The 14765-nt window shown below is 62.7% G+C and carries 14 protein-coding genes and 1 other annotated feature; of the genes, 7 read left to right on the forward strand and 7 right to left on the reverse strand.

Annotation, left to right across the window (positions count from 1 at the left end):
* Together NHF53_RS12585 and NHF53_RS12590 are read left to right on the forward strand one after the other, a co-directional pair.
* Nucleotides 1-1636 (forward strand): hypothetical protein (locus NHF53_RS12585; protein WP_252834459.1); only part of this gene is annotated, 1636 nt, incomplete at its 5' end.
* 307 nt (nucleotides 1637-1943) lie between these two features.
* On the forward strand, nucleotides 1944-2465 hold the full coding sequence (locus NHF53_RS12590) for a DUF1566 domain-containing protein (RefSeq protein WP_252834460.1): 522 nt from the start codon (nucleotides 1944-1946) through the stop codon (nucleotides 2463-2465).
* Between the two features lie 327 nt (nucleotides 2466-2792).
* Here NHF53_RS12590 and NHF53_RS12595 read toward each other — a convergent pair whose 3' ends face one another.
* The gene (locus NHF53_RS12595; protein WP_114361305.1) at nucleotides 2793-3002 is read right to left on the reverse strand and encodes a hypothetical protein; all 210 of its coding nucleotides are present in this window, start codon (nucleotides 3000-3002) and stop codon (nucleotides 2793-2795) included.
* A 184-nt stretch (nucleotides 3003-3186) separates the two neighbouring features.
* Here NHF53_RS12595 and NHF53_RS12600 point away from each other — a divergent pair, with 184 nt between their 5' ends.
* From NHF53_RS12600 to NHF53_RS12610, 3 genes are all read left to right on the forward strand, one after another.
* Complete coding sequence (locus NHF53_RS12600) at nucleotides 3187-4173, forward strand: dienelactone hydrolase (protein WP_252834461.1); 987 nt, start codon at nucleotides 3187-3189, stop codon at nucleotides 4171-4173.
* 182 nt (nucleotides 4174-4355) lie between these two features.
* A complete protein-coding gene (locus tag NHF53_RS12605; RefSeq protein ID WP_252834462.1) occupies nucleotides 4356-5075 on the forward strand; it encodes a hypothetical protein in 720 nt (239 codons plus the stop codon).
* Nucleotides 5076-5273: 198 nt separating this feature from the next.
* Nucleotides 5274-5696 carry an N-acetyltransferase gene (locus NHF53_RS12610; RefSeq protein WP_252834463.1) on the forward strand — a complete coding sequence of 141 codons (423 nt, stop codon included), beginning with the start codon at nucleotides 5274-5276 and terminating at the stop codon, nucleotides 5694-5696.
* A 12-nt stretch (nucleotides 5697-5708) separates the two neighbouring features.
* Here NHF53_RS12610 and NHF53_RS12615 read toward each other — a convergent pair whose 3' ends face one another.
* The gene (locus tag NHF53_RS12615) at nucleotides 5709-6209 is read right to left on the reverse strand and encodes a GNAT family N-acetyltransferase (RefSeq protein WP_252834464.1); all 501 of its coding nucleotides are present in this window, start codon (nucleotides 6207-6209) and stop codon (nucleotides 5709-5711) included.
* Between the two features lie 260 nt (nucleotides 6210-6469).
* Between NHF53_RS12615 and NHF53_RS12620 the strand changes: the two genes are divergently transcribed.
* Complete coding sequence (locus NHF53_RS12620) at nucleotides 6470-7495, forward strand: glutathione S-transferase family protein (protein WP_252834465.1); 1026 nt, start codon at nucleotides 6470-6472, stop codon at nucleotides 7493-7495.
* Here the strand turns inward: NHF53_RS12620 and NHF53_RS12625 are convergent.
* Nucleotides 7461-7952, reverse strand: coding sequence for an NUDIX domain-containing protein (locus tag NHF53_RS12625; protein ID WP_252834466.1), 492 nt, complete (start codon nucleotides 7950-7952; stop codon nucleotides 7461-7463). The genes NHF53_RS12620 and NHF53_RS12625 overlap by 35 nt on opposite strands.
* Before the next feature lie 40 nt (nucleotides 7953-7992).
* Between NHF53_RS12625 and NHF53_RS12630 the strand changes: the two genes are divergently transcribed.
* The gene (locus NHF53_RS12630; RefSeq protein ID WP_252834467.1) at nucleotides 7993-8901 is read left to right on the forward strand and encodes a metallophosphoesterase; all 909 of its coding nucleotides are present in this window, start codon (nucleotides 7993-7995) and stop codon (nucleotides 8899-8901) included.
* A gap of 10 nt (nucleotides 8902-8911) precedes the next feature.
* Here NHF53_RS12630 and NHF53_RS12635 read toward each other — a convergent pair whose 3' ends face one another.
* The 4 genes from NHF53_RS12635 to NHF53_RS12650 all read right to left on the reverse strand — a co-directional run bounded on the left by NHF53_RS12635 (nucleotide 8912) and on the right by NHF53_RS12650 (nucleotide 14611).
* A complete protein-coding gene (locus NHF53_RS12635; RefSeq protein ID WP_252834469.1) occupies nucleotides 8912-9703 on the reverse strand; it encodes an alpha/beta fold hydrolase in 792 nt (263 codons plus the stop codon).
* Nucleotides 9704-9706: 3 nt separating this feature from the next.
* Entirely contained in the window at nucleotides 9707-11419 is a 1713-nt protein-coding gene (gene leuA, locus NHF53_RS12640; protein WP_252834470.1) for a 2-isopropylmalate synthase, read from the reverse strand.
* A gap of 363 nt (nucleotides 11420-11782) precedes the next feature.
* Nucleotides 11783-12979 carry a benzoate/H(+) symporter BenE family transporter gene (locus NHF53_RS12645; RefSeq protein WP_252834471.1) on the reverse strand — a complete coding sequence of 399 codons (1197 nt, stop codon included), beginning with the start codon at nucleotides 12977-12979 and terminating at the stop codon, nucleotides 11783-11785.
* Nucleotides 12980-13129: 150 nt separating this feature from the next.
* Entirely contained in the window at nucleotides 13130-14611 is a 1482-nt protein-coding gene (locus NHF53_RS12650; RefSeq protein ID WP_252834472.1) for a SulP family inorganic anion transporter, read from the reverse strand.
* Between the two features lie 68 nt (nucleotides 14612-14679).
* Nucleotides 14680-14735 (reverse strand) — a sequence feature (sul1 is cis-regulatory element that is thought to sense ions involved in sulfur or methionine metabolism; They are found in Alphaproteobacteria).
* Nucleotides 14736-14765: the final 30 nt, after the last annotated feature.

Below are 14765 nucleotides of genomic sequence, written 5' to 3' on the forward strand. Positions count from 1 at the left end.
GACCGACGGCCAGGTGCACGACGTGCCCGGCGCCGGCCAGTCACTCGGTTTCGCGGGGCCGGTGCACAGCCTCGTCACCGGCAAGGCCGACGAGCACGACCGGCGCATCGAGGTGCTGCGCGCGCCCCGCTTCGGCATCGTCGGGGAGGATCAGGAACTGACGTTCCGGGTCTTCGACGACGGGCGCTCCACCAACGCGCCGGCGCGGGTCACCGTCTCGATCAACGGCGAACAGACGGCCGTCGTCGATGCGACGCCGGGAGCGGAGACGCCCTTCCCGTTCAAGGTGCCGCGCGGCGGAACCAATGTGGTGGAACTTGCCGTCGATCCGGTCGCCGGCGAGGTGACCGAGGCCAACAATCAAGCGGTCCATCTCATCCAGGGCATCCGCGAGAACCTGCGCGTGCTGCTCGTCTCCGGCGAGCCGCATGCCGGCGAGCGCGCCTGGCGCAACCTCCTGAAATCCGACGCCTCGGTCGATCTCGTCCACTTCACCATCCTGCGGCCGCCGGAAAAGCAGGACGGCACGCCGATCAACGAGCTGTCGCTGATCGCCTTCCCGACGCGGGAACTCTTCGTCGAGAAGATCGACGATTTCGACCTCATCATCTTCGACCGCTACCAGCACCGCGGCGTGCTGCCGATCCTCTATTACGACTACATCGCCGAATATGTGAAGAAGGGCGGCGCGCTGCTGATCGCCGCAGGCCCCGAGCATGCGAGCGAGGATTCGATCGCGCTGACACCGCTGGAAACCGTACTGCCGGCAGCCCCCCTCGGCACCATGCATGAGGTGGGCTTCTATCCGCGGCTTTCCGACAAGGGCAAGCGCCACCCCGTCACCCGCGGCCTCGACGGTTCGACCGTCGAGCCGCCGCACTGGGGCCGCTGGTTCCGCACCGTCGACGTCGAACCGCCGAAGGGCGAGACGGTGATGACCGGCGACGGCGACCGGCCGCTCCTCGTCCTCGATCGCGCCGGCGAAGGCCGCGTCGCCATGCTGCTCTCGGACCAGGGCTGGCTCTGGGCGCGCGGTTTCGAGGGCGGCGGCCCGCACGTCTCGCTCTATCGCCGCATCGCCCACTGGCTGATGAAGGAGCCGGAACTGGAGGAAGAGGCGCTGACGGCGCGCGCCTCCGGCCATCTGCTCGAAGTGACCCGCCAGACGATCGGCGACGCGCCGGGCGCGGCAGTGGTCGAATCCCCCTCCGGCAAGACCGAAAGCCTGCCGCTTACCGAGATTGCCCCCGGCCTCTACCGCGGCGAAAAGCGGATGGAGGAGACCGGCCTCTTCAAGATCACCAATGGCGACCTCTCGACGCTTGCCCATGTCGGCGCGGCCGATGCCCAAGAATTCAAGGCGATGATCTCGACGACCGGGGCGCTAGAACCGGTCGCCGAGCGCAGCAAGGGCTATCTCGGACGGCTCGACGACGGCCGCGGCGGCTTGCGCATCCCCGATATCCTGCCGGTCAGAAGCGACATCCGCGTCAGCGACGACAAGCGGATGCTGATCCGCATGACCGACGAGACGGTGCTGAAGGGCATCGACACGCTGCCGCTATTCGCGGGCTTCGCCGGCCTTGCCGTGCTGCTGCTCGCGATGTCGGCCATGTGGTGGCGCGAGGGACGGTAGGTGACGAGGCAAGAGAGTCGTATCCCGGCCAACAGACGGCCGCTTCAAGCCAACAATCCTTGCCAGGGAATAGCAGCCGTGATTGTCGCAGCGTTTGGTGTTCTTCGTTTGTCCAGCATCCCCGACATGCATAGCAATCGCCTTATTCTTGTCATCTCCCTCTTTTTTCGAACAGAACAAAAATCAGGCGCAGAACCGAGTCAAACGCAGGGATTTTTGCGACGTGCATTGCATGTGGGATGAATTGTAAAACCGCCGCAATTGCTACGAAAATTCCGCACTGCAGAAGATAACAGATTGCGAACCAATGAAAATTGTCTTCAGTTTAATCCTAAGTGTCCTCCTGGCGATAATCCCGTATCAATTTGTTCTTGCAGATTGCAAGCCACCACCAGTGACCGGATTTGTGCTTAAAGGTTCGCTTGCGATCGATCCAAGAAATATGCTGGTCTGGAACCGTTGTCCTCTTGGCATGACCTGGAGCAAAGAGGATCGGTGTACCGGCGAACCGAGCTACCTCAACCATAACGAGGCTATCAAGCAGGCCAAGGCATATGGGCAAGGATGGAGGCTTCCGTCTGGCCCAGAGATGGAAAAACTTTGGTTTCATTCTTGTGATGGGCAGACGATCGACACGAGGGTATTTCCGGGTGCCGCAATGTCTGATCAGGGTGAAGGAGCAGAATTCTGGACGACCAGCGAAGCCATTCCCAATATGTTCTACTACTTCGACTTCAGTGATGGAGTGGTCGACATGCACAGCCCAGGCTTTGCTTTGTCGGTTCTTGTCGTCAGGGATTTGTCCGAGGGCGAACGGTTCGAAAAGTAGGGCTCTGTTCACCGCTCGTATTCGGCAGAGACGGCGCAACCGTGATAGGGGCGGAACAAGATCCGAACGGTAAGCGGAGCAGGCGCAGGCATCCCGCGCTCGTGCGATTGCGCTCAAGGGATTTGCCGAAGCCTGCGGTAAGACTCTCTCGTCCTGCAGGCCCGTCCGTTTTGAGTGGACGAGCGCCCGTGATCATGCGGCTTATTTTTCTGACAGTCTCTTCCCGGCTGGCTAGGACTAGTGGAATCTTGGTTATCTCATGGCAGCCAATTACATTCCCGTGTCCGCTTCGGACCTCCGCCCCCTCGACTCCTCCCCCGCTTCCCCCTACCCTCGCCCCATGTCCCTCGACCTCTCCCTGTCCGACACCGTCCCCGACGAAGCGCGCGACACAATCCGGGTACTCTCGACGATCAGGCCGCGTTCTGAAATTCCGACGGGAACGAAGACCATGATGCAGTCCTCGTGCGTCAGCTCTTCATAGGCGGTGGCGTCCTTGCGCCAGAGACGTCCTTCCGCCTTCGAGAAATCCATCATCCCGAGCTCTTTTCCTGTCCTTGAAAATGTCGGGAGGATGAGGAAGTCCCAGGTTTGAGCGGATTGATGGTACGGGGTGGGTGAGATGGTTATTGCAACTCTCGAGGGAGAATGAGATGGAGAGCGAAGGCCCGGAGCGAGAGTTCTCTCACCACCAGCACCCGGTGTTTTGGAGTTACGAGACATGCTGATCAAGAAGTTCGTTGTCTTTCTCGCTTCGTTCTGTTTTGCCGTCGGCGCGCACGCTGCCGGTCTGAAGGTCTTCGAGGTTCCCGCCGATGACGACGGCCCCGCCCTGAAAGCCGTGCAATGGTCACCATGCGCCCAACCCTCGCAGAGGATCGAACTTGGCCCCTTCGTACTGGACGCCGTTCGCGATTGCCCGCTTGCGGGCAATAAGCTGCCACTCATCGTCATATCGCACGGTTTCGGCGGAACCGGCTTGAGCCACCATGACACCGCAGAAGCCCTGGCGGACGCCGGCTTCATGGTCGTGGCACTCAATCATCCCGACGATAACGCCATCACGCTGGCGTCAAATCGCTCAAACACTCTGGCAGCGTTCGTCAACCGGCCGCAGGACATCAAGCGCCTGGTCGACTACATGCTCGCTTTCTCGGCCGACAGCACCGCGATCGATGCACAGCGCATTGGTTTCTACGGCTTTTCTCGGGGTGGCTATACAGGCCTTGTCCTTGGTGGGGCGAACCCCGATTTCCGCGAATTGCGCCTGCCCTGTCAGGACCGAACTGGCATGACCTGCGAACGCGTAGCTCCTCAGTTGGTACCGGCCGGTCCCTGGGTTCACGATCCGCGCATCAAGGCATTTGTCATTGCGGACCCACTGAGCGATGTCTTTCCGGGCAAGGAGAACATACAGGCCGTGAGGATGCCCATTCAGCTCTGGGGCTCCCAGAATGGCGGCGACGGCGTCTTGCCTGCGGCAGTGGATGCGCTCGCCCGCAATCTGCCTGAGATGCCGGACTTTCATGTCGTTCCAGATGCCGGACACTTTGCCTTTCTGACGACGTGCCCGCCTGCCATGGCCAAGTCGGCACCTGAGATCTGCGCGGACGGCCCCGATTTCGACCGCGCCGCTTTCCACCAGGCCTTCAACACTCAAGTGCTCACTTTCTTCCGTCAGCAGTTAGTGGAGGGCATATTGCCCTGACGGGCCTGCCGTGCTGCTTCTTGCAATGTCGGCGATGTCACCGCATGAAGGACGGTAGGATGTGCCTAATCCGTCGAGACTGGGCGTGTGCCTAACATCTCAAACCCGAGGACAACGACCGATAGCACATTTGGAAGTGTTGCCCGGGACAACAACTCTCGATAGATTTTTTCCGATCGAGAGTGAGGTTCATTGTTTTGGCTAGAGCTAAGTCTTTTTTCGCAGCTTTGTTTGTTTTCGTCCTCTTTTTCATCTCAAGTCAGACGTACGCTGCCGATTACCTCATTCTACCCAACTACAAAGGCGAAATGGTTGAAGTGGGGAACGGAGCTGCCACAATCAGGCTACCCTTTGTCGAAGGATTATCGTTCACGGTCGCCTTCTCCAGCGGAGAATTTGCCACGATCGCGAGATGGGACAAGAAGTCCCCAACATTTCAGGAGAAAATCTCGAAGAGGGGTGGAGAGTATGTCGTCAATACAGTCTATTTCCATATCCCCACGCTCTGCCTGAGGTACGGACAGAGTTTGCCGCTATGCGGATACTTGAAACTCCCTGTGGGCGATGAGCCACATCTCTATTCTATGTCCCTGCGTCCCTGGTCCAGCGAGAAGGATCCCGGGTCGCCTTTTGACACCTTCGTAAACTCACTCGCACCGTTTGAAGGCAATGGCGTACGTGGCGACCTTCAACTTTACGAGAATGCAGGATACTCGACCTGCAATCCTAATAGGAAGATAATTGTCTGCGACTTTTATGCAAAACTAAACGGAAACTACATGTTGAGAATTATTCTTACAAACCATGGAAAAAACAAAGAGAAAGACAAAGTATTCGAAGTCGACATGAAAGAATCTATCGATATAATCGCAGCGTCAATTAATAAGTGGACCATAAATTGAAATTCATTAAAGAAGTTTATTGAATACTTCCAGAAATAGATTTAATTTGAATTTCTAAGATTTTATATTTGAAAATATCGCAAGATATACGTTGACGTTTTGGTGTGATTCCGAACGGATGCGATATGAAAGAGCATTCCGGTTTCTACGGTGGCCTCCCCCCTCGACTCCTCTCCCGCTTCCCCCTACCCTCGCCCCATGTCCCTCGATCTCACCCTCTCCGATACCGTCCCCGACGAAGCGCGCGACGCTATCCGCGATGCGATCCTCGCCCATAACGACAGGATGCTCGGGCCGACCGACCGGCGCGACCTGATGATCCCGATCCGCGACGGCGCGGGAAAGGTCGAGGGCGGGCTCGTCGGCTATACCGGGCGCGGCTGGCTCTACGTGACGATGCTCTACATTCCGGAGCGCCTGCGCGGACAGGGCCTCGCGGGGCGGCTGCTGCAGATGGCCGAGGACGAGGCGAAGGCACGCGGCTGCACCGGCGCCTATATCGACACGATCAACCCGGATGCCCGCCGCGCCTATGCGCGGCAGGGCTACGAGGTCTTCGGCGCTTTGGAGAATTTCACCGGCGACTTTTCGATCACCTGGATGAAGAAGCGGCTCGGCTGAGGGAAAAGCCCCTCAAGGGCGCCAGGCGATCACGCCCTTGAGCCGCTCGTGGGCATCGGCGGCAAGCGGCACCGCGAGCACCCGGCCGGGGTCGACCGGTCCCGGAAATTCCAGCGCCTTCCACGCCACCTTTTCGAAGCCGAGCGGCATGTAATAGGGCGGGTCTCCGATGAGGATGACGGCTTCCGATCCGGCCCGCCGCGCCGCCTCGACGGCGATGCGGACGAGTTCGCGGCCGATCCCCATGTTCTTGTGGGAGGGCCGCACGGCGAGCGGCCCGAGCAGGTGACCCCTCACCGAGCCGGCGGTGACCGGCGTCATGCGCACAGAGGCGATGGTTTCGCCGTCGTCGGCGCAGATGAAGGAGAGCGTCCGGTCATGCGGGCCCTGCTCGCGGATGCGCGCGGCGGCACGGGTGTGCCGGCCGGGGCCGAAGGCTTCTTCGTTGATGAGTTCGATGACGGCGTCGTGCGACGCATCCTCGGTGAGGTAGACAAGCTGGTGATTTTTCATGGGAAGACCAGGACCGGCAGACAGACAGGGACTAATGGTTCACGGGACGCGCGTGAGCGCGTCGGGCAAAACATCAGCGTCGTCGCAGCGTCCGGGTTTCGGCCATCGGTTGTCTTTCCAATTTGGTGCCGAAGCGGATAGCAGCATCTTTTTTTGCCGTCCATCGGAAAAACGCAGTGTTCAGCGATCGGCATCTCGCAATTGCCGGCCCATGGCATATTTTCCCCCGCAAGAGATAGAACAGCAGGAAGGAAATCATCATGGGCATGCTCGTGGAGGGCGTCTGGCACGACGTATGGTACGACACCAAGGCGACCGCCGGGCATTTCCGGCGCAGCGAATCGGCCTTCCGCAACTGGGTGACGGCAGACGGCGCGCCTGGCCCGAGCGGTACGGGCGGTTTCGAGGCCGAGGCCGGGCGCTATCACCTCTACGTCTCCTATGCCTGTCCCTGGGCGCACCGGACCCTCATCTTCCGCAAGCTCAAGAAGCTCGAGAACCCGATCTCGGTCTCGGTCGTCGATCCGCTGATGCTGGAGAAGGGCTGGGAGTTCAAGGACCGCGACGGCGGCACCGTCGACCACCTGTTCGGCGCGAAAACGCTTGCGGACATCTACGTGAAGGCGGATCCGTCCTATACCGGCCGCGTCACCGTGCCCGTCCTCTGGGACAGGAAGCGGCAGACGATCGTCTCCAACGAGTCGGCCGAGATCATCCGCATGTTCAACCGCGCCTTCGACGGGCTGACCGGCTCTACCGACGACTTCTGTCCGGAGGAGCTGCGCGCCGAGATCGATGCGATCAATGCGAAGATCTACGACACCGTCAACAACGGGGTCTACAAGGCGGGCTTCGCGACCACGCAAGAAGCCTATGAGAGCGCCGTGCTACCCCTCTTCGAGACGCTCGACTGGCTCGACGGCCGGCTTTCGACCCAGCGCTACCTCTTCGGCGACCGGCTGACGGAGGCCGACTGGCGGCTCTTCACCACGCTGGTGCGCTTCGATGCCGTCTATGTCGGGCACTTCAAGTGCAACATCCGCCGGATCGCCGACTACCCGAACCTCTCGGGTTACCTGCGCGATCTCTATCAGGTGCCGGGCGTCGCCGGGACGGTCAACATGGGCCACATCAAGGCGCACTATTACCGCAGCCACAAGACGATCAACCCGACCGGCGTCGTGCCCGTCGGACCGGAGCTCGACCTCGACCGGCCGCACGGCCGCGAGAGCCTCGCCGAAGCCGGTTCGCTCACCAGAGATCGTCGGGCGGAACCTCGCCGCTGAGCTCCCGCAGGCGTCGCTGCGTCGCCGGCGTCACCCCGCGCGGGAGGTCGTGGAGGGCGAAGAAGCCGCTCTCGACGATTTCCAGATCGGGTCTGCGCGGCGCCGTCTGCAGGACGTTCACCCGGTAGAACAGCACGTGGTCGCGGCGGCTGACGCGGGTGTTGAAATAGACGTGGAAGAGCTCTGCCGGGCCGGTCATTTCGAGATTGCCCTCTTCCCGCAGCTCCTTTGACAGCGCCTGCAGAACCGTTTCCCGTCGTTCGACGCCGCCGCCCGGCATGTGCCAGCCGGGCACATAGGAATGGCGCACGAGGAAGATGCGACCGGCATCGTCATAGCAGGCGGCCCGCACACCGAGCGTCATGCCGCGGGAAATCGCGAAGTAGCCGTGCAGCATGCGTGTGACCAGCCGCGAGGCGGCGCTGCGTTTTTCTTCGATCGTCCTGTCCTCCCCCATCGGGCTTGCTCCGGGTCTGCTGCGCCATTATGAAGGCGCCATGTTCAAGCTCGCGCACATCTCCGACGTTCACCTCGGGCCGCTTCCCGCCCTGACCATCCGTGAACTCGCCTCGAAGCGCATTACCGGATATGTGAACTGGCACCGCAACCGGCGCAAGCATCTTTTTGCAAATGCACTTGATTTGATACTCGACGACATGCGCCGCCACGAGCCGGATCACCTGGCAATCACCGGCGATCTCGTCAATCTCGCCTCCGGCATCGAGATCCGCCGCGCCGCGGAATGGCTGAAGGAGGCAGGTGCGCCCCTCGACACCTCGGTGGTTCCCGGCAACCACGACGCCTATGTTCCCGGCGCGCACGACGAGTCCGTGCAGGCTTGGTACGACTACATGCGCGGCGACGACGACCCGCTGATCTGGCGCAAGGGCCACAAGCTCTTTCCCTATATCCGCCGCCGCGGCCCCATCGCACTGATCGGCTGTTCGACCTCGGTCGCGACGCCGCCCTTCTCCGCCACCGGCTATTTCGGCGAGCGCCAGGCGCGGGAGACGGCCGAGCTGCTGAAGGCCGCAGGCGAGGAAGGCCTCTTCCGGGTGGTGATGATCCACCATCCGCCGATCCGCGGCGCGACCTCCCCCTACAAGCGGATGATCGGCATACGCCGTTTCGCCGCGGCAATTTCGGTCGGCGGCGCAGAACTCGTGCTGCACGGCCACACGCATCTCAACACGCTCTACTGGCTGGAAAGCCATGGCCGCAAGGTTCCGGTCGTCGGCATCGCCTCCGCCTCGCAGGGGCCGGGCAGCCACAAGCCGCCGGCCGGCTACAACCTCTTCTCCATCAGCGGCGAACCGAAAGCCTGGCGGCTGCAATGGGACCGCCACTGCATCGCCGGCGCGAGCGGCCAGATGAAGGTCGACCACCACCAGTTCCTGATCGAGTAATCCGCAGCATTCAGCCCGCGACCGCACCCACCGCGGCGGCGAGAACGCGCGCCACCTCCTGCGGACACTCTTCCGGCAGCATGTGCCCCGCCGAGGGCAAGAGCCGGATTGTCACCGCCCCTTCGAGCGACGCGGCCTGCCCGACCGGCAGGATACGATCCTCGAGCCCCCAGAGAAGATATTTCGGCATCGGCAGGCTGCGGAGGTCCTCGACCGGCAAGGTGCCCTGGCGCGGCTCGCCGGCCTCCGTCGTCTCCGATAGGATCGCCTTCAGGACCGTGCCGAGTGCCTCGCGCGCACCCGGCGCACGCCGCGCCGCAAGCATCGCCCGGACGGCTTCCCCGGATATCGTATGGTCCGGCGCGACCATGACCTCCATGGCGGCCTGCATCTCCGCCACCGTGTCGGCAAAGGCGAATGCGGAAAGAACGGCACCGTTGATCTCCGGGCCGAAGCCGCCTGGTGCAACGAGCGTCAGGCTCGCCACCTTCTCCGGCGCCTTCAGGGCGAGGATCGCGGCGATGGCCCCGCCGAGGGAATGGCCTGTGACATGGAAGCGTTCGATCCCGCGCGCAGCGAGATCGGCGGCGACCGCCTTCGCCATCCGCCCGGCGCCGCCGAGACCGTCGGCACCAAGCGAATGCCCGTGGCCCGGCAGGTCATAGGCAAGAACGGGAACCATCGGCGAAAGGTGCCGCAGCACCGCCGTCCAGATGCCGGAGCTCCCGCCGAAGCCGTGCAGCAGCACCAGCGGTGCCGCCGCAGTTCCGACCTCGCCCCGGACCGCCCCGTGAAGGCCCATCGCTCAGGCCTTCGCGCGCTCTTCCAGCACCCGGTTCGCCGCCGAGATGATCGCTTCGAGCGAAGCCGCGACGATGTTGGTGTTGATGCCGACGCCGAACAGCGTTCCGCCCGGATGGGAGACCTCGACATAGGCGATCGCCGAGGCGTTCGAGCCATGCTGCAGCGAATGCTCGGAATAGTCCTGCACCGACATCTCGAAGCCGAGATAGGTCGAGAGCGCGTTGATGAAGCCGTCGATCGGGCCGGTTCCCCTGCCCTCGATACGCTTCACCTCGCCGCCGTCGGTGATCTCGGCCGCGACAATGCGCATGCCCTTGTGCTCGGTGTCCGGATAGGTGTGGTGGTCGACGAACTCCAGCCGCGCGCCGGGCTGCGTCACGTAGCGATCGAGGAAACGCTCGTAGATGCGCTTCGACGGCAGCTCGACGCCCTCCTCGTCCGTGATCCGCTGGATGTCCTCGCGGAACTCCACCTGGAGGTTGCGCGGCAGGTTGATGCCGTAGTCCTCCTGCAGGATGTAGGCGATGCCGCCCTTGCCCGACTGCGAGTTGATGCGGATGATCGCCTCGTAGGTGCGGCCGACATCCTGCGGGTCGATCGGCAGGTAGGGCACTTCCCAGACCGGGGAATTCGCCTTGCGGATCGCCTTCATGCCCTTGTTGATCGCGTCCTGGTGCGAACCGGAGAAGGCCGTGTAGACGAGTTCGCCGACGTAAGGATGGCGCTCGGGAATGGCCATCTGGTTCGAATACTCGTAGACCGCCTTGATCCGCTCGATGTCGGAACAATCCAGTTTCGGATCAACCCCTTGCGTGAACATGTTGAGCGCCAGCGTGACGATGTCGACATTGCCGGTGCGCTCGCCGTTGCCGAAGAGCGTACCTTCGACGCGGTCGGCGCCGGCCATCAGGCCGAGTTCGGTCGCCGCGATCCCGGTGCCGCGGTCGTTGTGCGGATGCAGCGAGACGATGACGTTCTCGCGGTTGTCGATGTTGCGGCACATCCATTCGATCATGTCGGCGTAGATGTTCGGCGTCGACATTTCGACGGTGGACGGCAGATTGAGGATCAGCTTGTTGTCGGCGGTCGGCTTGATGATGTCGATGACGGCGTTCGAGATTTCCAGCGCGACGTCCAGCTCCGTGCCGGTGAAGCTCTCCGGCGAATACTCGAAACGATAGCCGCCGCCGGCCTTCGCCGCCATGTCGGTAATCATCTTGGCCGCGTCGACGGCGATCTGCTTGACGCCCGCGACATCCTTGCCGAACACGACGCGCCGCTGCAGTTCGGAAGTCGAGTTGTAGAAGTGGATGATCGGCTGATGTGCACCTTCCAGGGCCTCGAAGGTACGGGTAATCAGCTCCGGCCGGCACTGGACCAGCACCTGCAGCGACACGTCCTCGGGCACATTGCCCTCCTCGACGCACCAGCGGGCGAAATCGAAATCCGTCTGCGAGGCCGAGGGGAAGCCGATCTCGATTTCCTTGAAGCCCATCTCGATGAGCAGCTGGAACATGCGGGCCTTGCGGTCGTGGCCCATCGGGTTGATCAGCGCCTGGTTGCCGTCGCGCAGGTCCACCGAGCACCAGATCGGCGCCTTGGTGATGGTCTTGCCCGGCCAGGTGCGGTCCGGAATGTCGATCTGCGGATAGGGCCGGTACTTCACCGCTGCTTCCGGCATGCCCTGCTTGGCGATGTGGGTCTTGATGTTCATCGTCGTTTCTTCCTCTTCCCGCATTCACCACCGCTCTCGAAGGCCTGACAATCGCGGCCGGAGCGGACGGAAAATGCTTGGGTCCCGTCGGGACTGCATTAAACTGGTTTCATGGATTTTTCGAGGAGCTGAGCCGGACGGGCTTATCGGCCGCCGGGCGCTCCTCAGTGGACCCGGCAACCGCGGATAAGGCCAAGAAGAAGAAGCGAGTTTAGGGCGAGCATCGACGCGCCGGCCGGAATGCGGCCTGCGTCGAATGAAGTCGTGATCGTGTCGCCCGAAATCTTCATGCCCGCTATATACCGGGCTGATCCCCGCCTTGCAAGCGCCAGATGCGCGCCTCGCCTCGACAAATGCATGGCCCTATTGCCCCTTCCCTTCGCGCAGGCGGTGGACAAGCGCCGTCAGCGCCATCATCAACCCGCCGGCGACGAGCCCCCAGAAGGCGCCCGAAATGCCGCCGAAGGAGACGCCGGAGGCGGTGATCAGGAAGGTGACCGCGGCGGCCTCCCGCGTCTCGACCTCCTTGAAGGCGGCGACCGCCGAACCGGAGAAGGCGGCGATCAGCGCAAGCCCGGCAACAGCCTGGATGAGGATCGGTGGCGCGAGCGAGACGAAGGCGGTGACGGCGCCGGCCAGAAGCCCGAACACCACGTAGCCGAGGCCGCAGACGACCGCCGCCCAGTAGCGCTTCTTCGGGTCCGGGTGGGCGTCCTCGCCGGCGCACATGGCCGCCGTGATCGCCGCAAGGTTGACCGCATGGCCGCCGAAGGGCGCGGAGAGGAGCGAGAAGAGGCCCGTCGCCGCGAAGAGCGGCCCCGGCATCGGGTTGTAATGGTTGACCTTCAGGACCGCGATGCCCGGGATGTTCTGCGAAGCCATGGTGACGATGAAGAGCGGCAGCGCAATCGAGATCAGCGACGGCAGCGTGAAGGCCGGTATCACCAGTTCCACGGGAGGCGCAAGCGAGGCCGCCCAGCTCGCCATCGCCCCGTCCGGCAGGTCGACGCCGAAGGCGATGACGAGCGCGAAGGCGGCAAGCGCCGCCGGCACGGCATAGAGCCGCTTGAACGCCGCGACCACCGCCCAGGCGGCGAGGATCGGCAGGCCGAGCCGGGGATCGAAGGCGATCGCCTTGAACGGCGCGAAGCAGAGCCCGAGGATCACCCCGGAGAGCATGGCATTGGCGAGCGGCGCCGGGATTGCCGCGACCGCCCGGCCGAGCGGCCGGAAGAGGCCGGCGACGACGATCAGTACGCCGCAGACGAGGAACGCCCCGACCGCGACGGGAAAGCCGCCCTCCGGCACCCCGGCGGTCACAAGCAGTGCGGCGCCGGGCGTCGACCAGGCGATCGACACCGGAATCCGCGTGACGAGGCTCAGCACCACGCCACAAAGCCCCATGGAAACGGAAAGCGCCATCAGCCCGGACGCGGCCTCGAGATCGGTCGCGCCCACGCCCTTGAGACCCTGCAGCACCACGGCGAACGAGCTCGCGAAACCGACGAAGGCGGTCAGAAGACCCATGAACAGGCTTTGCGCGGAAAGGTCTTTCAACATGGCGGGCTCGGAGATCAGGGGGCGTAAAGCTATCGAAGAACAAACCGCAGACAGTTTGACAAGCCAGAACACCCCGAAATCGGTACACCGTTCATTGTCGGCGAGCGCGCACGCAACTGCCGCGCACGCCTCCGACGATGCCGCTCCTGTTCAATGCGCGGCCACCTGCATCGCCGTGTCATCCTTGTCATGCAAGGCGAAGCGGTCGAGCATGTGAGAGCTCGCCTCGTTGGCGCCGATCACCTCGACGTCGATATTGTGGCGACGGTATTTGAGGACGACCTTGTCGAGCGCCCCGACGGCGGTGATGTCCCAGAAATGCGCCTCGTGCACATCGATGACGACTTTGTCGAGCGGTTCGATGAAATCGAATGCCATGACGAATGTCTCGGCGGATGCGAAGAAGACTGCACCGTCGACGTGATAGGTGCGGACCTTGCCGTCAGCGCTCAGCGTCGAACGGACATGGAAGAGATGCGCAACCTTGCTCGCGAAGAACACCCCGGAAAGCAGCACGCCCACGAGAACACCCTTGGCGAGGTCATGCGTACCGACGGTCACGACGACAGTCGCCAACATCACGACGGACGACTGCCAGGGGTTTCGCCGCAGGTCCAGGATCGAACGCCAGGAGAAGGTGCCGATCGAAACCATGATCATGACCGCGACCAGCGCCGCCATGGGAATGATGCGGACGATGTCATCGAGCACGACGATAAGAAACAGCAGGAAAGCGCCCGCGACGAACGTCGAGAGCCGGCCGCGACCACCCGACGTCACGTTGATGACCGACTGGCCGATCATCGCGCAACCGCCCATGCCCCCGATCAGACCCGAGGCGATATTGGAGGCGCCCTGCCCGATGCACTCCCGGCTCTTCGAACTGGCGGTGTCCGTCATGTCGTCGACGATCTGGGCCGTCAACAGCGATTCCAGCAGCCCGACGGCAGCGAGCCCCACCGAATAGGGGAAGATGATCTTCAGCGTGTCCCAGGACAGCGGAACCTGCGGCAGGGAGAAGACCGGCAGTGCCGACGGCAGTTCGCCAAGGTCGCCCACGGTGCGCAGGTCCATGCCGGTGAACCACACGACCAGGGTCAGGGTGACGATGGCGACCAGCGGCGACGGGATCGACTTGGTTACGTACGGGAAGAGATAGATGATCGCGAGCCCGGCGGCGACCATGACATAGGTCGTGTTTGCAACGCCGATCAACTCCGGCAGCTGCGCCATGAAGATCAGGATCGCCAGTGCATTGACGAAGCCCGTGATCACCGATCGCGAGACGAAGCGCATCACGCGGCCGAGCTTGAGGAAACCGGCGAGAATCTGGATCAGTCCCATCAGCAGCGTCGCGGCGAACAGGTATTCGATCCCGTGCTCCTTGACCAGCGTCACCATCAGTACGGCGGTGGCCGCCGTAGCAGCCGATATCATCGCAGGACGCCCCCCGACAAAGGCGGAAACGCAGGCGATCGCGAAGGACGCGAAGAGACCCACCTTCGGGTCGACGCCGGCGATGACCGAGAAGCCGATAGCCTCGGGGATGAGAGCCAGTGCCACGACGACACCCGACAGGATGTCGTCACGGACGTTGGAGAACCATTCACGTTTGTAACTCGTCAATTTCATCGATTTTCCGCAAAAGTAGTGCACCTGGCCGCTGGGATGTGCAGGCCATTCAAGGTTTGATGCTGATGCGTTGTCTGGCGGATCGGCGGCCAGAAGAGCCACCCGGATTTTCACCGGGTCCGGGGTGATTGACGCGGTTATAGGCAAGCGGCGC

The organism is Ciceribacter sp. RN22 (assembly GCF_024054295.1).
Classification (GTDB): Bacteria; Pseudomonadota; Alphaproteobacteria; order Rhizobiales; family Rhizobiaceae; genus Allorhizobium; species Allorhizobium lividum.